This is a genomic window from Corynebacterium maris DSM 45190 (genome assembly GCF_000442645.1).
Lineage (GTDB): Bacteria > Actinomycetota > Actinomycetes > Mycobacteriales > Mycobacteriaceae > Corynebacterium > Corynebacterium maris.
On record NC_021915.1, the window covers coordinates 2118477 to 2141312 of the forward strand.

At 66.5% G+C, this 22836-nt stretch carries 18 protein-coding genes; 11 read left to right on the top strand and 7 right to left on the bottom strand.

Annotation, left to right across the window (positions count from 1 at the left end; translation table 11 throughout):
• Nucleotides 1-82: 82 nt before the first annotated feature.
• A complete protein-coding gene (locus B841_RS09885) occupies nt 83-1465 on the top strand; it encodes a hemolysin family protein (RefSeq protein WP_020935358.1) in 1383 nt (460 codons plus the stop codon).
• Complete coding sequence (locus tag B841_RS09890) at nt 1466-2503, top strand: CNNM domain-containing protein (RefSeq protein ID WP_020935359.1); 1038 nt, start codon at nt 1466-1468, stop codon at nt 2501-2503.
• An 18-nt stretch (nt 2504-2521) separates the two neighbouring features.
• Here the strand turns inward: B841_RS09890 and B841_RS09895 are convergent, their stop codons facing one another.
• Together B841_RS09895 and B841_RS09900 are read right to left on the bottom strand one after the other, a co-directional pair.
• Complete coding sequence (locus B841_RS09895) at nt 2522-3202, bottom strand: hypothetical protein (protein ID WP_020935360.1); 681 nt, start codon at nt 3200-3202, stop codon at nt 2522-2524.
• A gap of 120 nt (nt 3203-3322) precedes the next feature.
• Complete coding sequence (locus tag B841_RS09900; RefSeq protein WP_020935361.1) at nt 3323-5173, bottom strand: AMP-dependent synthetase/ligase; 1851 nt, start codon at nt 5171-5173, stop codon at nt 3323-3325.
• Between the two features lie 121 nt (nt 5174-5294).
• Between B841_RS09900 and B841_RS09905 the strand changes: the two genes are divergently transcribed.
• Nucleotides 5295-7403, top strand: a complete 2109-nt coding sequence (locus B841_RS09905) for a 4-alpha-glucanotransferase (RefSeq protein WP_020935362.1) — start codon at nt 5295-5297, stop codon at nt 7401-7403.
• 84 nt (nt 7404-7487) lie between these two features.
• Here the strand turns inward: B841_RS09905 and B841_RS13995 are convergent, their stop codons facing one another.
• Genes B841_RS13995 through B841_RS09915 form a run of 3 tightly spaced genes read right to left on the bottom strand, consistent with a single transcriptional unit; the run spans nt 7488 to nt 9834 of the window.
• Nucleotides 7488-7631, bottom strand: coding sequence for a hypothetical protein (locus B841_RS13995; RefSeq protein WP_020935363.1), 144 nt, complete (start codon nt 7629-7631; stop codon nt 7488-7490).
• Between the two features lie 10 nt (nt 7632-7641).
• A complete protein-coding gene (locus B841_RS13915; protein WP_156844775.1) occupies nt 7642-7818 on the bottom strand; it encodes a hypothetical protein in 177 nt (58 codons plus the stop codon).
• Nucleotides 7819-9834: a M3 family metallopeptidase gene (locus B841_RS09915; RefSeq protein ID WP_156844777.1), complete on the bottom strand. Its 2016-nt coding sequence runs from the start codon at nt 9832-9834 to the stop codon at nt 7819-7821.
• Between the two features lie 22 nt (nt 9835-9856).
• On the opposite strand from B841_RS09915, the gene B841_RS09920 reads away from it, so the two are divergent.
• Complete coding sequence (locus B841_RS09920; RefSeq protein WP_041632298.1) at nt 9857-11116, top strand: carboxylesterase family protein; 1260 nt, start codon at nt 9857-9859, stop codon at nt 11114-11116.
• Here B841_RS09920 and idi read toward each other — a convergent pair.
• Together idi and B841_RS09930 are read right to left on the bottom strand one after the other, a co-directional pair.
• Nucleotides 11077-11631, bottom strand: a complete 555-nt coding sequence (gene idi / locus B841_RS09925) for an isopentenyl-diphosphate Delta-isomerase (protein WP_020935366.1) — start codon at nt 11629-11631, stop codon at nt 11077-11079. The two genes, B841_RS09920 and idi, sit on opposite strands and share 40 nt — an antisense overlap.
• A 28-nt stretch (nt 11632-11659) precedes the next feature.
• A complete protein-coding gene (locus B841_RS09930) occupies nt 11660-12280 on the bottom strand; it encodes a hypothetical protein (RefSeq protein WP_020935367.1) in 621 nt (206 codons plus the stop codon).
• Between the two features lie 61 nt (nt 12281-12341).
• Between B841_RS09930 and B841_RS09935 the strand changes: the two genes are divergently transcribed.
• From B841_RS09935 to brnQ, 7 genes are all read left to right on the top strand, one after another.
• Nucleotides 12342-14210, top strand: a complete 1869-nt coding sequence (locus B841_RS09935; protein ID WP_020935368.1) for an ABC transporter ATP-binding protein — start codon at nt 12342-12344, stop codon at nt 14208-14210.
• A gap of 27 nt (nt 14211-14237) precedes the next feature.
• A complete protein-coding gene (locus B841_RS09940) occupies nt 14238-15374 on the top strand; it encodes a MalY/PatB family protein (protein ID WP_020935369.1) in 1137 nt (378 codons plus the stop codon).
• 601 nt (nt 15375-15975) lie between these two features.
• The gene (locus B841_RS13670) at nt 15976-16578 is read left to right on the top strand and encodes a DUF3558 family protein (RefSeq protein WP_169466611.1); all 603 of its coding nucleotides are present in this window, start codon (nt 15976-15978) and stop codon (nt 16576-16578) included.
• Entirely contained in the window at nt 16578-18308 is a 1731-nt protein-coding gene (locus B841_RS09945) for a hypothetical protein (RefSeq protein ID WP_156844779.1), read from the top strand. Before B841_RS13670 ends, B841_RS09945 begins: the two co-directional genes overlap by 1 nt.
• An 83-nt stretch (nt 18309-18391) precedes the next feature.
• Nucleotides 18392-20224 (top strand): maltose alpha-D-glucosyltransferase, encoded by a 1833-nt coding sequence (gene treS / locus B841_RS09950; protein WP_020935371.1) that lies wholly within the window; start codon nt 18392-18394, stop codon nt 20222-20224.
• Nucleotides 20217-21365 (top strand): hypothetical protein, encoded by a 1149-nt coding sequence (locus B841_RS09955; protein WP_020935372.1) that lies wholly within the window; start codon nt 20217-20219, stop codon nt 21363-21365. Before treS ends, B841_RS09955 begins: the two co-directional genes overlap by 8 nt.
• 60 nt (nt 21366-21425) lie before the next feature.
• Nucleotides 21426-22781: a branched-chain amino acid transport system II carrier protein gene (brnQ, locus tag B841_RS09960; protein ID WP_020935373.1), complete on the top strand. Its 1356-nt coding sequence runs from the start codon at nt 21426-21428 to the stop codon at nt 22779-22781.
• Nucleotides 22782-22836 lie beyond the last annotated feature (55 nt).

The following is a 22836-nucleotide window of genomic DNA, read 5'->3' on the forward strand; positions in this document are numbered from 1 at the left end:
CACGGGCGAGAAGAGGATGGATAGTGCCCGACCCCGACAGTCGCAGCCCCCGACCCCACAGTTGTGCGGAAGGGGGTGCAGCATGATTGAAGCCATAGTTTTGTTGCTGGTCGGATTGGTGATCATCGGCCTGATCATCGTCTGGAACGGCTTTCACGTCGCCCAGGAATTCGCCTACATGTCGGTCGACCGCAATGAGCTCCGCCTGGCCGCCGACGACGGCGACGCCCGCGCGGGGCGGGCCCTGGATATCACCAGGAAAACCTCGTTCATGCTGTCGGGCGCCCAGCTCGGCATCACGGTCACCGGCCTGCTCGTCGGCTACATCGCCGAACCGCTGGTCGGGCAGGCCCTCGGCACGATCTTCGGAGGGTTCGGCGTGTCCGAGGCGGTCAGCATCGGCGTGGGCACCGTCTTAGCCCTGACGCTGGCCACCATCGTTCAGATGATTTTCGGGGAACTCTTCCCCAAGAATTACACGCTCGCCGCCCCCTATAAATCCTCCCTCGCACTCGCCCGGCCCACCCAGATCTACCTGCTGCTGTTCGGTTGGCTGATCCGCTTCTTCGACTGGTCGTCGAACACTTTCCTGCGCCTGTTGGGCATGGAACCGGTCGACGACGTCGACTCCTCCGCCAACCGCGAGGACCTCGAGCGCGTCATCGAGAATTCCCGCGACTCCGGCGACCTCGACGGGCGCACCTACCTGGTGCTCGACCGCATGCTGGAATTCCCGCGGCAAGACGTCGACCACGCCATGATCCCGCGTTCCCGCGTGGCGGTCCTCTCCCCCGAATCCACCGTCGCCGAAGCCCGGCAGGAGATGGACAACTCGCACACCCGCTTTCCCGTCATCGACGACGAGCACGTGCCCGTCGGCGTGATCAGCTTGCTCGACGTCCTGGACCGTTCCCTGGACCAGGACACGCCCGTACGCGAGCTCATGGCGGAACCGACGATCCTGCACGAACTGATGAGCCTGCCGGACGCCGTCTCCGAGCTCCGCGCCGCCAACGACAAGATCGCCTGCGTCATCGACGAATACGGCGGCTTCGTCGGCATCATCACCCTCGAGGACCTGGGCGAGGAGATCTTGGGCGAGTTCACCGACCGCCACGAGGACTCCGAGACCGAGGAGATCACCGAGTCCGCCGACGACGAGTGGATCGCCGACGGTGACACCCCCGTCGATGAAGTCATCCGCGCCGTCGGCTACAAACTGCCCACCGGCGACTACGAGACCCTCTCCGGCCTGCTGCTCTCCGAGTCCGGCGGCCTGATCGAGGAAGGCGAGACCGTCGTCTTCGAGCTGGAGGCGCTGCCCGAGGACTTCATCGACGGCGACGAGATCCCCGAGCGCTCGCTGCACGCGGAAATCCTCGAAGTCGAGCGCAACGTGCCCAGTGAAATCAAGCTCACCCTGATCGAACCCGAAGATGAGAACGAGAACGAGGAGGACAAGTAGATGACTGAGTGGTACATCGCTTTGCCGGTGACGGTCTTGATCATCGCGGCCTCCGCGTTTTTCGTGGTCATCGAATTTTCGCTGCTCTCCGCCCGCCGCCACCGTCTCGAAGAAGAGGCGGAGACCTCGGGTGCGGCCCGTGCCGGCCTGCGCAGCCTCAACGAGCTGACCGTCATGCTCGCCGGCGCGCAGCTGGGCATCACCGCGGCCACCTTCGCGCTCGGCGCGGTGACCAAGCCGTGGGTGCACGGCCTGTTGACGCCGCTGTTTGAGGCGGCGTCCCTGTCCGCCGGGGCGGCCGACGTCATCGCCTTCATCGTGTCGCTGTTCATCGTGACGTTCCTGCACCTGGTCATCGGCGAGATGGCGCCGAAGTCCTGGGCCATCGCCCACCCCGAATCCGCGCTGCGCATCATCGCGGTGCCGGCCCGGTGGTTCGTGGCCGTCTTCCGCCCGCTGCTGCTGTGGATCAACAAGATCGCCAACAAGCTGGTCGCCCGGACCGGGGAGATGCCCGTCGACCGGGCCGCCGCCAAGGGCTACGACACCGAGACGCTGCACCACCTGGTGCGCCACTCCGCGGAGACCGGCACCCTGGACAAGGACTCCGCCGAGAACCTCGAGGGCGTCATCGCCATCGAGTCCGGCGACATCGGCCAGGCCGTGACAGACTACGGCTCCGCGATCTCCACGTTGCCGTCCACCGCCACCGTCGCCGACGTGCAGGCGAAGGCCCGCGCCGAGAACTACCTACGGGTGCTCATCGATAAGCCCGGCTCCGCGCTGCCGCACGTCGTCCACGCCCAGGACACCGTGCTGGCGGACCCGGACGAGCCGGCCGCGCGGTATTCCTACCCGGCGCTGCAGTGCGACGCCGCGACCGCCATCCGCGACGTGCTGGACCTGATGCGCGAGCACAACGATCAGCTGGCGCTGGTCACCGAGGGACGCACCATCCTCGGGTTGATCACGTGGGACGACATCATGAACCAGCTGTGGCCGGAGATCGAGCAGAAGCTCGACCGGGCGGGCCGTTAAACCGGGACGGGGAACGGCCTAGGACGCGAAGTCGCGTTCCCGGGCCTTCTTCGCCGCGACGCGGGCGACGATGGCGTCGACGCGGGCGCGCTCGACCAAAAACTCCGGCGGGTTCGCTCCCCGCATCGTGCGGGTGTACCCCGGGTGCGCCTCGACGACGGTGTCCAACCAGCCGCGGGTGACCTGGGTGACCAGCTCGCCGATGCGCGCGTAGTGGCGCGGCAGCGACACGGCGTCCAAGTCGCGGGCGACGCGGTCGGTCTGTTCGAGGGTGAAGTCCACCAGCTCGGTCAGATGCTGCACCGCCAGGGCGGTGCGCGCGTCGAGGGCGTCGGCCAGCTCGCGCACGGCGACGGGCGTCGACGAGACCGGGTGCAGTTCCTCGAGCCCGTCGGCGTCGAGCAGCTCCGGCTCCGGAATGCGGGCGTCCACGGAAGACGACGCGGACAGGACCCCGGCGCGCACCCCGGAGGTCAGCGCCTGGCGCAGACCGAGCAGCTCGCCGATGATGCGGCGGGCGTCGTGGCGGGCGTCGTCGACGATTTCGGAGAATTCGGCGAGGCATTCGGCGGCGAGGTCGCCGTCCCAGTCGTGGACGGCTTCGACGAGGTGCTCGATGTACTCGGCGACCTCGTCCCCGATGTTGTAGATTTCCTGGGTCAGCTCCCGGTGGCGCAGCTGTGCGGCGACTTTCTGCATCGAGGTGCTACTCCTTTCACCGACCCGGACGCCTTCGGTGTGAAGACGAGGACTCGTGTTCGTCGTGCCTGACTCTAGGCGAGATCACCCACCCTGGGGCGTTAAGACACACCGGCGTGGCTAGCGTCCATCGTAGAGCGCGTTGATGTCCTCTGCGAAGCGTTGGAAGACGACGTTGCGTTTGACCTTGAGGGTGGGGGTCAGTTCGTTTTCCTCCTCGGAGAGGTCGCGGTCCAAGATCCAGAACTTCTTGATGGCTTCGGCGTGGCTGACGCTCTTGTTTGCCATGTTGACGGCGTCCTGGATTTCGCTGCGCAGGGAGGGTTCGGTGACCAGGTCTCCCAGCTTGCGGTTTTCCGGGATGTTGCGGTCGTCCTTCCAGCGACGGAACTCCTCGTCGTCGAGGGTGACCAGCACCCCGATGAAGGGCTTGCCGTCGCCGACGATCAACGCCTGGGAGATCAGCGGGTGCTGGCGCAGGATTTCTTCCATGGGGCCCGGGGAGACGTTTTTGCCGCCGGCGGTGACGATGAGGTCTTTCTTGCGGCCGGTGATGGTGATGTGGCCGGTGTCGTCGATTTCGCCGAGGTCGCCGGTGTTGAACCACCCGTCCTCGAGCACCTCGGCGGTGGCTTCGTCGTTGTTCCAGTAGCCCTGGAACACGCCGCCGCCGCAGACGAGGATTTCTCCGTCGGCGGTGACTTTGGCGCCGTAGCCGTTCAGTGGCTGTCCGACGGTGCCGATCTTTTGGTCGGCGAAGTCGACGGCGCAGGCCGCCGCGGTTTCCGTCAGCCCGTAGCCCTCGTAGACGGGCACGCCCAGACCGCGGTAGAAGTGCGAGAGATCCGAGGACATGGTGGAGCCGCCGGTGATGCAGTATTCGACGTGTCCGCCCAAGGCGTCGCGGATTTTGGCGTAGACCAGCCGGTCGAAGAGCGCGCGACGGGTTTTCAACGTCCGGGAGGGGCCGTCCTCGGTGTCGAGTGCCTGGGAGTATTCGATGGCGGTCTTCTCGGCGCTGGTGAACAACGCCGCCGGGATCCCGCCCCTGTCCGCGGCCTTGTTGTAGGCGGCGGTGCGGACTTTCTCGTAGACGCGCGGCACCCCGAGCATCAGGTGCGGGCGCACCCGGTCCAGCGCGACGGTCAGGGTGGCGGTGTCCGACCAGTGCGACTGGGTGGCCCCCGAGATCGTCAGCGCCAGCGACACCGCGCGGGCGAGCACGTGGGCCATCGGCAGGTACGTCAGCATGCGGGTGCCCGGCTTGGCGATCGCCCCGATCGGGTTGGTCAAAATGGCGCGGGCCTGGAAGATCCAGTTGTAGTGGGTCAGGTGGCAGCCCTTGGGCTTGCCGGTGGTGCCGGAGGTGTAGACGATGCTGGCCAGGTCCTCATGGCGGATGGCGGCTATCCGTTTCTCGACGTCCGCGTCCGGCACGGTGCGCCCCTCGAATTTGAGGGTGTCGATCGCCGAGGCGTCGATCTCCAGGATGCGGCGCATCCGGCTCGGGGAACCGGCCAGCTGCGGGGTGCCGTCCTCCTGCAGGAGGAGGTGCTCGATCAGGGAGGTGTTCTCCCGGGTTTCGGTGATCGCGACGACCGCCCCGGAGTCCTCGATGATCCATTGGATCTGTGCCAGGGAGCTGGAGGGATAGATGGGCACGCTGGCGGCGCCGGCGGCCCAGATGGCGAAGTCCAGCAGCGACCACTCGTAGCGGGTCGTCGACAGCAGCGCGACCCGGTCCCCCGGCTCCACGCCCATCGCGATCAACCCCTTGGCCACCTCCTTGACCTCGGTGGCGAAGTCACGGGCGGTGACGTTGATCCATTCGTAGTTGGCGGGGCGGGTGAACAGCACCGTGTAGGGGTGCGCGAACGCCCCCGCCAGCATGGCGGACAGGCAGTTCTCGTCCGGCGCCAGCTCGAAACCGGCGGGGGTGTGGAATTCCTGCGAAGGGTCGGTGGCGGTCACGGTGGCGTGCCTTTCTGGTCGCATTGCAGTCACCGCTCACCGTACCCGCACCCCCGGGCATTCTCGGTAGGTCAGCCCGATCCCCGCGCGGGAACCGGACCTTTTTGGCAGGATGGCGGATGTGACTCATCTGGATGCGCTCAATGAACTGGCGAAGGCCTACGGCCTCGCCCCCTCGTACACCGACAGCAGTGGCACGACCGTCACCGCGACGGCCGACACGTTGGTCAAACTGCTCCGCGCCATGGGCGTGGACTTGGGTGAGGCCGAAGAACCCGCTGAGTCGGACATTCAGGCCGCCCAACAGACCATGCGCGAGGAGCTGGCCACCCGGCCGCTGCCGCTGACGGTGGCGGCCGTCGAAGGCGACGCCGCCACCTTCGACGTGCACGTGCACCACGGCTCCCCCGCCGAGGTCGCGATCGTCTGCGAGGACGGCACCCGCCGCGAGGTCACCCAGGAACACAACTGGCGCCAACCGGTGACCGTGGCGGGCACCACCTGGGGCGAGGCGACCTTCCGCCTGCCCGCCGACCTGCCGACCGGCTACCACACCATCACCTTGACCTCCGGCGAGCTGGAGGCCAGCACCCGGCTGATCGTCTCCCCCGCCCGGCTGACCACCGCGGACGCCTACCTCTCCGAACGCCGCTTCGGGGTCATGGCCCAGCTGTACTCGGTGCGCTCCGAAGCCTCCTGGGGCATCGGCGACTTCCGCGACCTGGGGCTGCTGGCGAAGACCGTCGCCACGGAGATCGGCGCGGACTTCCTGCTGGTCAACCCGCTGCACGCCGCCGAGCCGGTCCCGCCGGTGGAGGACTCGCCCTACCTGCCGACCACCCGGCGCTTCACCAACCCGATCTACCTGCACGTCGAGGACGTCCCCGAGTACACGCAGGCCGACGAGAAGGTCCGCGCGCAGATCGACGCCGCCGCCAAGCGCTTCCACCCGCGCAACCGTTCCGGCGAAGTCATCGAACGCGACCCGATCTACGCCGCCAAACTCGAGGCGCTGCGGGCGCTGCACGCCGTGAATCCCACCGCCGAACGCCGGGAGGCCTTCGCCGCCTACCGCGCGACCGAGGGCCAGGGCCTGGTCGACTTCGCCGAGTGGTGCGCCCGACAAGACGACGACCACGCAGACGACCTCGTCGACTTCTACATGTGGCTGCAGTTTCTGTGCGACGAACAACTCGCCGCCGCCCAGCGACGCGCCGTCGACGCCGGCATGGCCGTCGGCGTGGTCACCGACCTGGCCGTGGGCGTGCACCCGGGCGGCGCCGACGCCCACAACCTCGCCCCCTGGCTCGCGGCCGACGCCTCCGTGGGTGCCCCGCCGGACGGTTACAACCAGCAGGGCCAGGACTGGTCGCAGCCGCCGTGGAACCCCGCGGAACTGGCCGCCGCCGGCTACGAACCGTGGCGGGAGATGATCAACACCGTGCTGCGGCATGCCGGCGGCGTGCGCGCCGACCACATCCTCGGCCTGTTCCGACTGTTCTGGATGCCGCGCATGCAGCACCCCTCCACGGGCACCTACGTCAACTACGACTACGAGGCCATGGTCGGCGTGCTGACCCTGGAGGCCGAGCGCGCCGGGGCCGTGGTCATCGGCGAGGACCTGGGCACCTTCGAACCCTGGGTGCAGGACGTGCTGACCTCGCGCGGGGTGCTGGGCACCTCCGTGCTGTGGTTCGAGTCCAGCGACCGGGAGGACGGCCCCCGCCACCAGGACGAATACCGCCAACTGGCGCTGTCCGCGGTGGGCACCCACGACCTGCCGCCGACGGCCGGCTACCTGGTCGGCGAGCACATCCGGCTGCGCGACGAGCTGGGCCTGCTCACCACCGACGCGGCCGACGAAGAAACAGAGGACCTGCGCTGGCAGGGCCAGGTCCTGGACCGGGTGCGGCAGGCCGGTGGCTTCGAGGGCACCGCCGCGCAGGACACGACGTTCACCGGTCTGGCGCGCGGGCAGCGCGGCGACGTCGCCGACCTGCTCGTCGGCCTGCACCGCTTCATGGCCGGCACCCCCTCGGCGCTGACCGTGACCAACCTGGTCGACCTGGTCGGCGACGTGCAGATCCAAAACCAGCCGGGCACCAACTCCGAACAGCACCCGAACTGGCGCCTCCCGCTGGCCGACGGCGCCGGGAAGGTCGTCCTCATCGAGGACCTCGCGGACAACGAGTTGTTCCGCCGGGTCGGCGCCGCTTCCCGACGCGGCTAACGCACGGCCGAAACGCCCGCACCAGGGTGGCCCTGTTTCAGGGGCCGCCCCGGTGCGGGCGTCGTCGTGCGGGGTCGGGTGGGGTTACAGGATCAGGCTGATCAGCCAGGCGACGACGACGAGCGCCAGCAGCACCCACAGGGATTTCGTCACCAGCGACTGCGGGTACTTGCGCCGACGTTTCGGCAGATTGCTGTCCTGCTTGCGCAGTTCCTCCGGATTGGCCATGGCGTCGAGTCTAGTCAACGTCCGGGTTGAACCACCGATTCAGGTAGAAGGCGGTGAGGTCGACGGCGCGCAGCAGCGCCCACCCCAGCACGCCGGCCAGCGGGACGAGGACGAGCAGGACCAGGGGCAGCTGCAGCCACAGGGGCATGGCCGTCAGCTGCTGGGCGATCGAGTCGAAGACGTTCACTTACACGCCTGTGCCGGCCAGCCCGCGGCGGGCCAGCAGCGGCTGGACGTCTTTGTCGCGGCCGCGCAGGGCTGTGAAGGCCTCCTGGTAGTCGCGGGAGGCGCCCTTGGACAGGATCAGTGCGCGGAACCTCTCCCCGGCCGCACGGACGTCGTCTTGTTCGGTGAACCAGTCGAAGCCGTCGGCGTCTAAGGCCTCGGCCCACAGGTAGGAGTAGTAGCCGGCGGAGTAGCCGCCGGCGAAGATGTGGTTGAAGTAGGTGGTGGCGTAGCGCGGGGCGAGTTCGTCGACGCGCAGGCCGGCCTCGTCCAGGGCGCGGGACTCGAAGGCCTCGACGTCGGCGGCGGTGGTGTACTGCTCGGCTTCTTCCGGGGTCAGGGAGTGCCAGGCCAGGTCGATGATGGCGGCGGCGAGGTATTCGGCGGTGGCGAAGCCCTGGCCGAATTGGCGGGAGGCCTGCACCGCGGCCAACCAGTCGTCGGAGATGGTCTCGCCGGTGTCGACGTGGCGGGCGAAGTTGCGGACCACGGCGGGGTCAAACGCCCAGTTCTCGTTGATCTGGGAGGGAAATTCCACCCAGTCGCGCGGGACGCTGGTGCCGGAGAAGGAGGGGTAGCGCACATCGGAGAGCAGCCCGTGCAGGGCGTGGCCGAATTCGTGGAACAAGGTGGTGACTTCGTCGATGGACAGCAGCGGTTCGGAGCCGTCGGCGGGGCGGGTGATCGACATGACGTTGACCACGACGGGTCGCTCGCCCGTCAGGCGTGCCTGGCGGCGGAAGGTGGACATCCAGGCGCCGCCGCGCTTGGAGTCGCGGGCGAAGTAGTCGGTGAGCAGCAGGCCCACACCGGCGCCGTCGGCGTCGAGGACTTCCCACACGTCCACATCGTCGCGGTAGGCCCGCAGGTCGGGGCGCGGCTTGACGGTGACGCCGTAGAGGCGCTCGGCGGCGTAGAAGACGCCGTCGACGAGCACCTGGTTCAGGGGGAAGTACTGACGCAGCTGCGCTTCGTCGAGGGAGAGGTCGCGTTCCTGGCGGCGGGCCTGCCAGTAGGGCCAGTCGGCGCCGTCGAGGTCGTGGCCGCCGGCGAGTTCGCCGGCGAGCTTGCGTTCGGCCTCGGCGTTGGCGCTGGCGGCCGGGGCCAGATCGCGCAGCAGGGTGCGGGCGGCGTCGGCGGTGCCGGCGGTCTCCAATTCGATGACGTAGTCGGCGTGGGTGTCGTAGCCGAGCAGGCGGGCGCGTTCGGCGCGCAGGCGCACGGACTCCGTGGCCACGGCCACGTTGTCCTCGCGGCCGCGGGCACGCGAAGCCTCGAACAGCGCGCGGCGAGAGGCCGCGGACTTCAGCTCCGCCTGGGCGGACTGGGTGGTGGGCAGCTCGAGGGGCAGCACGTAGCCGCCGTCATCATGGCGGGCGGCCTCGATGCGGGCCTCGGACAGCCCGGCCAGCTCGTCCGCGTCGTCAAAGCGCACGGCGAGTTTCTGGGTGTCGGCCAACAGGTTGCGGCCGAACTGCTCGGAGAGCACGCTCAGGCGCTGGTTCAGTTCGGTCAGGCGCGCCTTGCCGGCGTCGTCGAGTTCGGCGCCGCGGCGTCGAAAAGCACGCAGCAGGTGCTCGTGCAGGCGGCGGGATTCCTCGTCGCCCGGCGGGGTGACCGCCTGCAGCGCGCGGTAGAGCTCGGCGTTCTGGTAGATCGCGTCCGAGTGCGCGGAGAGCATCGGCACGATCTTTTCGGCGACGGCGTCGAAGCGCTCGTCGGCGTCGGTGCCCTGCAGGTTGAAGAACCAGGCGGTGGCCCGGTCGAGGGTCTCGCCGGAGGCTTCGAGCGCCTCCACGGTGTTCTGCCAGGTGGGTTCGTCCACCGCGCAGATCGCGGCGATCTCGGCGTCGTGTTCGGTAATGCCGCGTTCGACGGCGGGCACGACGTGGTCGAGTTCGACGGCCATAAAGTCCGGCAGGCCGTAGGGAAGCTGGGAAGAGGTCACAAGGGGGTTCACGTCAATCACACCCGCCATCCTAGTGGCCTATACTTCCGGCATGGCCGTCACAGTAGCAGCGCCCGCGGGCAGAATCACCGGAGTGACGGAAGATGACGTCACCCACTTTCACTCCATCCCGTACTCCCACATTCCCGGCGAGTACCTCGACGCCGAACCCGCCGCGGAGGGCGGGGACATCGACGCCACGGTCCCCCGCCCGGACGCGATCGCCTTGTCGATCACCGTCCCCGCCGGCACCGCCGCCTCCGACGATCTTCCGGTCGTGGTCTACATCCACGGCGGGCGCTACGAAAAGGGCTCGCACACCGACCCCCGCGCCGAGGGCAGCGCGAACGCCCGCGGCGGGGTCATCACCGTCCAGATCGGCTACCGCGTCATGCTCGCCGGGCTCGCCCGCTTCCACGACGACGACCCCGCGCACTACCGCGCGGTCCACGACTGTCAGCTCGCCCTCGACTGGATCCAGCGCAACATAGAGTCCTTCGGCGGCGACGCCGGCAACGTGACGGTGGTGGGCCAGTCCGCCGGCGCGACGACCGCGCTGTGGCTGTGCCGCAAGGACCACTACCGCGAGACGTTTCAGCGGGTGCTGGCGATGTCGCCGTGTTTCCCGCGCGTGCCGTACAAAAAGCGCAAGGGGCTGCTGCGCCAGTGCGTGAACACCCCGCTGACGCGCAAGCACCTGTCGCGGGCGAACCCGGCGCGCATCAAGCGCGGCTACGGAGTTTTCCGCCGGCTGATCTGGTCGGACATGGCGTTGGGCCCGCATCCGTTGGAGCCGAAGAAGATGGCGAGGGTGCCGATCGTGATCACCTCGACCCGAGATGAGTTCTACGATCTAGGCGAGCCGGCGGACAAGCGCGGCAGCGGCGCTTTCGCGGCGCGGATGCTCGCCCCGATCATGGGGGTGAAGGGGAATTTCCGTGACTGGTTGGCGGCGGCGAAGGAGATCGATCCGAACCGGTTGGCCGGGCGGTTGATCGGCGATTCCTGCAACCGTCGGTGGGTCAGCGAGGTCGCCGAGCGGGCCCCGGGCCCGGTGTGGATGGCGGAGTTCGTCGGTTCCCAGGAGGAGCCGGCCCGTCATTGCCGGGAGATCCGGCCGCTGTTCGGGGTCCACGACTCCCCGTTGAACGACTGGTTGGTCGGCTACGCGCATACCGGGGAGCCCGGGTGGGAGCCGTATAAGCAGGGACAGGTGGCGCGTCGTTTTTCGCTTATCGACGGCTCCTTCGACCACGTGGTCGACCCGTTGGGTTACGTGCGGGAGGCCTTCAACCCGACGCGCAGGCGCTGATCCGCGAGCTCTTCCACCAGCCAGGGCGAAAAGGCGAAGGGGGCGGCGTCCACGGCGGCGCACAGCTGCTCGACCGTCAGCCAGTCATGCGAGTCGATCTCGTCGGGGTTGGGGGTGAAGGTGGCGCCGTCGGCGAGGGTGACGATGAACACCGGGCAGATTTCGTTTTCGACGACGCCGGAGGAATCCGTGGCCCGGTACTGAAAGTCCGGCAGCACCGGCTGGACCTCGCCGAGGTCGGCGGGGTCGATGCCGACTTCTTCCGCCGCGCGGCGGCGCACGGCGTCTTCGTTGGATTCGCCCGGGCCGGGGTGTCCGCAGAAGCTGTTGGTCCACACACCCGGCCAGGTTTTCTTGCTCAGGGCGCGGCGGGTCATGAGCAGGCGGCCGTCGGCGCCCAGCAGGTAGGCGGAGAAGGCGAAATGCAGCGGGGTGTCGGCAGTGTGCACGTCCGCCTTGGGGGCCGTGCCCGCGGGGCGGCCCTGGCTGTCTGCGAGCACAACGAGTTCAGTCATGGCCTCCACCCTAGCCGTAGCGCCGTCGTCAGTTGACCAGGTTGCCTTCGTAGATGATGTTGCCGATCTCGAATTCCGCGTCGTAGAGGCTGCTGCGGGAGACGTCGTAGGTGAAGCGCAGGTTGGTGGTCGCCCCGGTGCCCAACGGCAGGTCGAGCGGGACCTGCGCCGGCGGGGAGCCTTCGGGCACGGTGGTCTCCAACAGGCTGGCGGTGGTGGAGCCGGTGCCGTCGTCGTAACGCAGCTCCGGCTCGCCCAGGGCCTCCGGGGGCAGGGCCTCGTCGTTGAGGTTGGTCACCGCGACGGTGACGGCGGTGCCGCCGTAGGGCCCCCAGGAGGTGCCCTGGAAGTGGTATTCCACGTTCAGTCCTTCGTCGAGGACGGGTTGGGCGAACTCGCTGGAGTCCACGGTGCGCGTGTTCACGTCCTGGGCCTCGAAGTCGGCGCCGGGTTCCACCGGTTCGTTGACCTCCAGCGACTCCCCCGGGCCGGTCTCTTCGTCGGGACTTGAGCAGCCGGCCAGAACAAGACCAGCGGTGAGCACGACGGCCAGGGCAAACCTCACGGGCGGACCTTCCTTCTCATCGTCGTCGATCGCGGATAAAACGGTGACCGTCAGTTTATCCGCCCGCGGCCTGAGGCGGTGCATGGGCGTTGTTGCTAGCATCAGCTATTCATCATCGAGTCCCGTTTTAGGAGCGCATCACCCCGTGCAGTCCCTCGCCCGGATCCTCCGCAACGCCTCCGCGCTGTGGCCTTTTTACCTCCTCATCTTCCTCTGTGCGTCGCTGGTCGCCGGCTTCGGCCTGGTGTCCCCGTTCCTCCTGCGAGAGGCCACCGACACGATCGTGGCGTCGCTCAGCGGCGACGTGACCGCCGGCGACGTCGCCGGCACGATCGTCTGGCTCGCCCTGGGGCTGTTCGCCGCGGATCTGGCCAACACGGTCTCCACCAACGTCGGCGGCTACTACGGCGACGTGATGGGCGCGCGGCTGCGACAGATCCTGTCCACGCGCTACTACGCCAAGCTGCTGGCGCTGCCGCAGAAATACTTCGACAACCAGGTCACCGGCACCGTCATCGCCCGCCTGGACCGCTCGATCACCTCGATCACGCAGTTTCTGCAGTCCGCGGCGAACAACTTCCTGCCGATGATCATCCAGGTGGTCGCGATCCTGGTGATCACCACGTTCTACTACTGGCCGCTGACTCTCTTGCTGGCCGCCCTTTTCCCGATCTACATGTGGCTGACGGCGTTGACCTCCAAGCGGTGGCAGCGACTGGAAGGCGCGAAGAACGAGCAAGTGGACCTGGCCAACGGACGTTTCTCCGAGACGGTCAGCCAAGTCAAGGTGGTCAAGTCCTTCACCGCCGAGATCCGGGAGCTGGGCGACTTCGGGCGTCGTTACGGCAAGACCGTCGACATCACCCGCCCGCAGTCTTCCTGGTGGCACCGGATGGACACCGCCCGCGGCAGCGCCTTAAACGTCATTTTTCTGGCGATCTACCTGGTGCTGTTCTTCCAGACCCTCAACGGCAATTTCACGCTCGGCGACATGGTGATGCTGCTGACGCTGGTGAACATGGCCAAACAGCCGGTGCAGATGATGAGCTTCATCGTCGACGCCGCCCAGCGCGCCATCGCCGGGTCGAAGGACTACTTCAAGGTCATGGCCGAGGAGCTCGAACCGACCGCCAACGCCCAGCTCGTCGAAGCGACGCAGGCTTCCGACGTGCCGGCGCTGCAGGACGTCGCCGTCGCCCCACTGCGCCCCAGCCCGCACACCCCGGTCATCGAGCTCGACGGGGTGACCTTCGCCTACGAAGTCGGCGAACCCGTCCTCAGCGACGTGTCCTTCACCGCCCGGGAAGGCCAGAAGATCGCCCTGGTCGGCGAGTCGGGCGGCGGCAAATCCACCATCGTGAACCTGCTGCTCGGGCTATACCGGCTCAACTCCGGCTCCATGTCCGTGTGCGGGCACGACGTGCGCGACCTGACCTCCGAACAGCTGCGCGCCTCCGTCGGCGTGGTCTTCCAGGAACCGAACCTGTTCTCCGGCACGATCCGCGACAACATCGCCTACGGCAAGCCCGACGCCACCGACGAGGAAGTCGTGGCCGTGGCCAAGCGCGCCAACGCGCACGACTTCATCATGGAATTCGCCGACGGCTACGACACCGTCATCGGCGAACGCGGCCTGCGCCTGTCCGGCGGGCAGAAACAGCGCGTCTCCGTGGCGCGCGCCATGCTCAAGGACGCCCCGGTCCTGGTGCTCGACGAGGCCACCAGCGCCCTGGACAACCGCTCCGAACGCGCCGTGCAGGCCGGCCTGGACGAGCTGATGAAAGACCGCACCACCTTGATCATCGCCCACCGCTTGTCGACGATCGCCGACGTGGACACCATCATCACCCTGGACAGCGGCCGCGTCGACGAGATCGGCTCCCCCGACGAGCTCGCCGGCTCCGGGGGCATCTACTCGCAGCTGCTGCAACTGACCGCCTCCACCTCGGCCGCCGACCGGGAACGGCTGAAGAAGTTCGGCTTCACCGCAGACGCGACCGACGAAGATGAGTAACCCGGCGGGATAAGTACGCTGGCGGGTATGAAATTTCCCAGCCTCGCCGACCTGAAAGCCCGCAACACCCGCAAGTGGACCGTCTACCCCGACGACGTCCTGCCGCTGTTCGTGGCCGAAAGCGACTTCCCCACCGACCCGGCGGTCAAAAACACCGTCCGCCGTGCCGTCGAGAACGAGTCCTTCGGCTACACCCCCGCCACCAGCGACCTGCCGGAAGCGCTCTCCGACTTCTACGCGCAGCGCTTCGGCTGGCGCCCGGACCCGGCGAAAGTCTTCCCCGTCGCCGACGTCGTGCGCGGCATGCTGCTGGGCATCCAGTACTTCACCCGCCCCGACTCCCCCGTCGTCGTGCCCGTGCCCACCTACCCGCCGTTCCTCGAGCTACCGGAGACCGCGGGACGGGAGCGCATCGACGTCCGCGCCGCCGGCGGCCTCGACCTCGCCGAAATCGAAGAGGCCTTCCGCGCCGGCGCCGGCTCCCTGCTGCTCGCCGCCCCGAACAACCCGCTCGGCTACACCCTCAGCGCCGAGCTGCTCACCGACCTAATCGACTTGGCCGACCAGTACGACGCCCGCCTGCTGGTCGATGAAATCCACGCCGCCATCGTCTTCGACGGCACCCACGTCCCCGCCGCCTCCCTCGGCGAGAAGGCCGAGAAGGTCTGCGTCACCGTCACCGCCACCTCCAAGGCGTGGAACATCGCCGGCCTGAAGTGCGCGCAGATGATCTTCTCCAACGACGAGGACGTGCGCACCTGGCGCGGCCTGACCGGCGTGGCCAAGGACGGCGTCGGCACGCTCGGAATCTGGGCCGCCGCCACCTGCTACCGCGACGGCGGGCCGCAGCTGGACAAGCAAATCGATTACCTGCGCTCCACCCGCGACTGGGTCGCCGACGAACTCGAGGAAAACGTCCCCGGCATCAAGGTCACCCGCCCGGAGGCCACCTACCTGATGTGGATCGATTTTTCCGGCACCGCGATCGGGCACCTGGAAAAGCCCGCCTCGTGGCTGGTCAAGAACGCGAAGGTCGCCCTCAATGAGGGCGTCACCTTCGGCCCCGGGGGCGCCCACCACGCCCGGCTGAACTTCGCGACGTCCCCGGAAATACTCGCGGAAGCCATCAGCCGCATCGCCGACGCCATCGCAAAAGCGGAATAAGCTGCCACTTCCCTGCCTGCTCCCTGGGAGTAGCCCAATTCCCGGGAAGTCACCGAGCAAGTGCGCACAACTCATTGAGCAATGACGCTGCGACAGAACCCGCCCGGTAAGGCATATTTATTTCTGCGAGGCTGAAGAGCTTCGCCGGCCGCACCACCGGGGCCGTTTCGGGGGATGGATTCGGGGGAGTCCACAACACCCGGGTAGGGCGCATATCCGCGCCACACCCGGGTGTTTTGCTCTCTTCAGTGCGGTGCATCCCAGTGCCTCCACTATGCGCGCGCATAGTGCGCCGGGCCTTGTTTATGCCAAGAGAAAATCCTTCTACCTGCAGTGACTTACTATGCGCGCGCATAGTAAAACTCCTCCCGCTGGCCCGGGAACCATTCCGGCGGCAGTCCAGTCTAAGTACATGGGTGCGTTCCACCCCGTGAAAGCCACTCTGCGCACTATGCGCGCGCATAGTGCGCAGAGCCAGCCCGCAGCCAGGGGAAGGCCTGCAGGATCACGCCGCGTGAGGCACTATTCATGGGGCGGAACGCGCCCACACCAGGACGAGGCCGCATCATCACACAGCCACACCAAGGGATCGGGGGACCCAGTGGGAAAAAGAATTCTCAGCGCCATTGCTGCCATCACCACAGCTGCGCTACTCAGCTCCTGTGCACCGGCCACCAGCCAAGCACCGGAAACTGACACCGACGTCGCGGCCACCACCCAAACCGAGCTACCTCCCGGGTTCTATCTCGGAGAAGAATTCATCGAGATCGGGGAATTCAACCCGAACAAAGTTGAGCTCATCGACCTATGCGAAGAAATTCCGGATGAGGTGTTACTGGAGGCGGGGATGATAAATAATGGCACTGGGGGGATTGAAGGAAGTGAGTCGATAATCTGCACCTTGCGGGCGCAAGAAAAAACCTTGTCCAAAGGTGACTTCAGTCTGATTTCAGACGCACTGACAAAACAAGTTTTTCAGGACAACGACCTAATCATAGAACCGCGCTTAACCAAGACGGTCCCTGGTTCTTTTTTCTATGCATTCCCATCTGATAATGCATCCTGTTTTATAGCCACAGAAACGAGCCAAGGGCTCATCTCAGTAGTCTATGACAACCCTTTTACTGGGGCTCCGCAAGAAGATTTATGTCACCCGGCTCTAAAGGCACTTGAGTCAATCTATTTTCAACTTCGGGGGAAGTAATGACACTGCACATCGTAAATGAATCGCTGCAAAATTCGGTTCAGAAAATGTTCCTCATAAAAGACGAGACTTCAAGAGCTGCGCTAGAAGCCCAGCGAACCACACTGGGGCCCTCCTATTCACCAGTCTCTGGGATGGACCAAATGGGCACTACCCACGGATCAATTCTTCGCGAGGGCGCAAGCTCCGCCAACGGCACTTTGGAGCAGATTTCCAGGGATATCCATTGGCTTCGAGACAACCTCACCTCCAACCTGGAGGCCTTCTCATCTCAGGAAGATGCGGCCACATTCGCCATCGACCGGGCGGACATGGGCTCGAGCATGCACGAGAATTCGGTGGCGTCTGCAGCTAAGAGCGGCGGCGGGTGGGGCGCTTTGATCAGCGCTCCGCCAGTTATTTTGCCGTCACCGGATCTGCGGACCTTGCACGGCCAGTTCTCGCAGACACAGGCGGCGCAGGCGAAGGACGCGGCGTTAACCTGGCTCAACCTGGTGGATTCCACCCAGACGATCGCCAGCGACCTGCGAGGCATCGCAGCCGGGCTGGCCGGGACGAACAGCGGCGCAGCCATCGACGCCGCGACGAACGCAATCCATGAGACTGCCGGCGCAGCTGACCGCTTTGCGGCGAACGCGACGGCGATGCACACCCACGTCACTCTTTTGGACGCCGCGAAGTCTGAGGGCCATGCGTTGGTGACCTCGATGCTCATGATGGTCCGGGCGGTCCGCAGCGCTGGTCTTCCGGAGGCGCAGGCGTTGGCTGAAGCGACCGACAGGAGTTTGGCCACGGCTTTCCCGTCGTACTTCCTCCCGATCCTGGCGCCGTCGCAACCGTTGGTGACTGCGTTGACGGACCCGTCACCGCCGAGCTCTGCGCAGATCATGCAGGCGGGTATGGGCACCGTCAGTGCACATGAAGGGTTGCAGGCGGCGGTGAATTCGTTGCAGCTTCCCCGTGAGTTCGCCGAGACCGTCAACCGGGAGATCGCGACGCATCCGGAGAACTTCACCGACATCGACGGCGCGACAGAGATCCTCGACCGGATCGGTGAGAACCCGGGCGGGCAGCTGCTGGATCCGGGGATGTTCGACACCACCTCCGCAGGTACGGGTATGCCGCAGCCGGCGTCGATCACCGGCGGGATGGGCGGTGCTTCACCTGCTTCCGGTTTCAGCACTGGTTCCGTCCCCACGTCGCCCACCGGGCTTCCCGGTCTGGCGGGCACGGGTGGTGTTCCTGCGGGCGCTCTCGGGGCGGGAGGGTCCCCGATTCCGGCGCTGGCCGGGCTGGGCGCCGCCGCACAGAACGGTGGCGGCGGGCGAGCGTCGACAAGCGGTGGCGCCGCTTCCCGCCCGGTCCCGGTTCCGTCCGGAATGCCGCGGCTGGCGAATACGGTGTTTCCGGGTGCGGCCGGCGGCACGCCTCCGGCCGGGGTCGGCGGGCAGTCAGCGCATCCGGCTGCTGGGCAGCAGACGATGGCCCGCTCAGCAGGAGCCGGCGGAGGGTCCGGCGCAGGCATGGCCCGCGGCGGGCACATCGTCAACACTCCCCCGGCGCGCGGAGCGGGTGGCCGCACCGAGCAGGCGACGAAGGCGAAGGCCGTGACGTCGCAGGTGGAGCGAGAGGGCAATCTGAAGGATCTGCTCGGCGACAAGGATCCGGTGGTGCCCGGGGTCATCGGCAGTTGGGTGTTTGATTCTGCTGCACAGAGCCCTGATAAATAAGGGAATGTCGCCGGGGTCACCTGCAGGGGTGGGTGGAAATCCCTACGCTGGTGCCCATGGACTCCGAATTTGGAAATGCATTCATGGACAGCCCTGAACCGCCGGTGAACCCGGATGAGAATCCGACGCATCCTCTGGCCGAAAACACGGATGAGGAGGCGCCGGTTCCTCGTCCGGCGACGGACGCGGAAGGTTATGTGATCGAGCATGAGTCGGAGGAGTATGAGACTCCGACTCCTGCCCCCGGTGACAACCCGTGGGAGCGCCCGGAACACGACTGGTACAAGGACGCCGTGTTTTATGAGGTGTTGGTGCGTGCCTTTTACGATCCGGAGGGCAGTGGCTCCGGCACGTTGAAGGGTGTGACGGAGAAGCTCGATTATCTGCAGTGGTTGGGCATCGACTGCATCTGGTTGCCGCCGTTTTTCGATTCCCCCCTGCGTGACGGCGGGTACGACATCCGTAATTTCCGTGAGGTGTTGCCGGAGTTCGGCACGGTCGACGACTTCGTCGAGTTGATGGACCAGGCTCACCGTCGAGGCATCCGCGTGCTCACGGATCTGGTGATGAACCACACGTCCGATCAGCACGCGTGGTTCCAGGAGTCGCGCCATGATCCGGAGGGCCCGTACGGGGACTTTTATGTGTGGTCGGATGACCCGACACTCTATTCCGAGGCCCGCATCATCTTCGTGGACACCGAGGATTCGAACTGGACGTGGGACCCGGTGCGCAAGCAGTACTTCTGGCACCGTTTCTTCTCGCATCAGCCGGATCTGAATTACGACAACCCGGAAGTGCAGGAGGCGATGCTCGACGTCATGCGCTTCTGGCTGGATCTGGGGTTGGACGGGCTGCGTCTGGACGCGGTGCCCTACCTGTACGAGCGGGAAGGCACCAACGGCGAGAACTTGCCGGAGACCCACGCGTTCCTCAAGGAGGTTCGTGCGGTCATTGACGAGGAGTACCCGGGGCGCATGCTGCTGGCGGAGGCCAACCAGATGCCGGAGGAGGTCGTCGAGTACTTCGGCGAGCCGGACCGCGGCGACGAGTGCCACATGGCGTTCCACTTCCCGGTGATGCCGCGGATCTTCATGTCTTTGGATCAGGAGTCGCGTACTCCGATTTCGGAGATTTTGAAGGAGACGCCGCACATCCCGAAGACGGCGCAGTGGGGCATGTTCCTGCGTAACCACGATGAGCTGACGCTCGAGATGGTCTCGGACGAAGAACGCGACTACATGTACTCGACGTATGCGAAGGACCCGCGGATGAAGGCGAACGTGGGCATCCGCCGCCGTCTGACCCCGCTGCTCAACGGCAACCGCAACAAGGTGGAGCTGCTGACCGGGTTGCTGTTGTCGCTGCCAGGATCGCCGTTCCTGTACTACGGCGATGAGATCGGCATGGGCGACAACATCTGGCTCAGCGACCGCGACGGGGTGCGCACCCCGATGCAGTGGTCCTCGGACCGCAACGGCGGTTTCTCCCGGGCGGATCCGGAGCGGCTGTACCTGCCGGCGATCATGAACGATCAGTACGGCTACTCCACCGTCAACGTGGAAAATCAAATGCGGCGCGAGAACTCCATGCTGCACTGGACGCGCGAGCACGTGCTGGTGCGTAAGCAGTACAAGGCTTTCGGCCGCGGCACCTACCGGGAGGTGCCGTCGGGCAACGAGCATGTGCTGGCTTTCCTCCGCGAACACAAGGGCGAAGCGATCCTGTGCGTGAACAACTTCTCCTCGCGCCCGCAGGCAGTGAAGCTGGATGTCTCGGAGTTTGAGGGTGTCACCCCGCGGGAGCTGACGGGCGGCGAGCTGTTCCCGGAGGTTAAGCATTACCCCATCACGGTGACTCTGCCTCCGCACGGTTTCTTCTGGTACGACATGAGCGGCGAGGACAACGATGACTAACTATGAGCAGATGCTGGCTGAGGCGCGTTTCTACGGCGCCAAGTCCGAGGCGATCGACGCCGTCGACGTGATTGATTCGCGCCTGGTCGGGCACTACCGGCATGAGCTGCTGCAGGTCACCCATGGTGGGGTTCAGGATTTCTACCAGGTGCTGACCGACGCGGACGGCGACGCCTTACACCGGTCGCAGCCGGCGGGCGCCTATGCCCGTTCGTTGGCGGAATCGCGGTTGGGCACCGTGCATGGCTCGTTCCCCTACCCCGCCGACGCCCCGGTCCGCGCTTTTGAGGGCGAGCAGTCGAACACCTCCCTGATCGTGGAAGCGGATCCGCCGGTGATGCTCAAGGCCTTCCGCAAACTGGAGGCCGGGCTGAACCCGGACGTGGAGCTGTTGTCGCGCATCGGCGACTGCCCGCACGTCGCCGGGGTGTATGGCTGGGTTACCCAGGAAATCGGCCGCGAGACCTACACCCTGGCGATGGCGCAGCAATTCATCGAAGGCGGCCGCGACGGGTGGGAGTTGGCGCTCAGCTACGCCCGCACCGGCGGTTCCTTCGCCGAGGAGGCGCGGATGTTGGGCGAGGCCACCAGGGCAGTGCACGTGGCGCTGGCGGCGGAGTTCGGAGTGGAGGAGCAACACGCAGAGATTCGCGCGGGCGAATTGGACCGGCACCTGGAGCAATTGGCGGCGCGTAACCCGGACGTCGAAAAGCACGCCAATCAAGCGCATGACCTGTACGCGTCCCTGGCCGGGGAGATGACCACGGTGCACCGGGTGCACGGCGACCTGCACCTGGGGCAGGTGCTGCGCACCGATGACCGCTACCTGCTCATCGACTTCGAGGGCGAGCCCGCCCGTTCGCTGGCGGATCGGCAGTTGCCGGATTCCCCGCTGCGGGACGTCGCCGGGGTGTTACGGTCGTTGGATTACGCGGCGCACTTCCACGCCGACAGCCCGGACCCGCAGAAGTGGGTGGCGGAGGCGTCGGAGGCTTTCCTGGCGGGCTATGGCATCCGACGCACCCCCCTGCTGGATGCGTATGTGCTGGATAAAGCGCTCTACGAGGTAGTCTATGAGGCGGATAACCGCCCCGATTGGGTGGGGATCCCCCTGTCGGCGGTCACCCGCCTGCTCTCCTAAATTGATCTACCTCACAGTGGCCCGGTAGCGTTTGCCCACATCACCGGCATAAGGAGAATGATGTCCACGACGACCGCCCCCAAGAAATCCCACGTGTCCCTCATCGTGGTCACGTCACTCATGCTGTTCTCCATGTTCTTCGGGGCCGGCAACCTGATTTTCCCGCCGCAGCTCGGCGTGGACGCGGGCACGAACTTCTGGCCCGCCATCATCGGCTTCCTCGGGGCTGGCGTGCTGCTGCCCGTGCTGGGCATCATCGCGATCGCGCTGTCAGGCCACAGCGTCCGTGACTTGGCCTCCCGGGCGGGCCGCGTGTTCGGCCTCATTTTCCCGATCCTCGCCTACTTGTCCATCGGCGCGTTCTACGCTCTGCCGCGTACCGGCGCCGTGTCCTTCGAGATGGCCGTGACCCCGCTGACCGGCTGGGATTCCATGCTGGCGTCGGGGATCTTCAACTTCATCTTCTTCGGCGTGGCCCTGGCCCTGTCGTGGAATCCGAACACGATTTCCTCGACGCTGGGCAAATACCTCACCCCGGTCTTGGTCGTGCTGCTGGCGCTGCTGATCATCCTCGCCCTGGTCAATTTCGACTACGCCGCCGGAGCCCCGAACGAAGTCTACACCGACGCGCCGATGGCCGCCGGCCTGCTGGAGGGCTACCTGACCATGGACGCCATCGCCGCGCTGGCGTTCGGCATCGTGGTCATCTCCGCGCTGCGCTACAACGGCGTGAAAGAGGGCAAGCCCTTGGCCTCCGCCGCCATCGTCGCCGGGGTGGGCGCCGGCGTCTTGCTGGGCGCGATCTACATCGGGCTCGGCTTGATCGGCCAGGTCATCCCCGACGGAGGCTCCTACGACAACGGCGCCTCCATCCTGTCTTCCGCGGCGAACCTGACGATGGGCGTCCCGGGCCAGATCATCTTCGCCGCGATCGTGGTGCTCGCCTGCCTGACCACCGCCGTCGGCCTGATCACCGCCACCAGCGAATTCTTCACCGAGCTGCTGCCCGGCATCAGCTACAAAACCTGGGCGGTCATCTTCGCCTTCGCGTCCTTCGCCATGGCCACCGCCGGCCTGGACACCGTCTTGTCGATCGCCGCCCCAATCATCGGCTTCATTTACCCGCCGGCCATCGCCCTGATCTTCATCGCCCTGATTGAGCCGATCTTCGGCCGTGGCCGCTTCCGGTGGACCTACCTGCTGGGCGTGTGGGTCGCCGTCATCTGGTCCGCGCTGACCAGCTTCGGCGTCACCGCCCTGGTCGACTGGGCCCCGCTGCAGGGCGCCGGACTGGGCTGGGTCTTGCCGACGGTGGTTGCCGTCGTGATCGGCTTGATCATCGATCTGACCACCCGTCGCGGGCAGCCCACGCCGCCGCCGGCCACGCAGCAGCCGCAGGTGCTGACCGAAAGCTAACAGCGGCCGGGGCGCACCCGGTGGGCCTTCCGTAGGCTGGGAATGAGAATCCTTG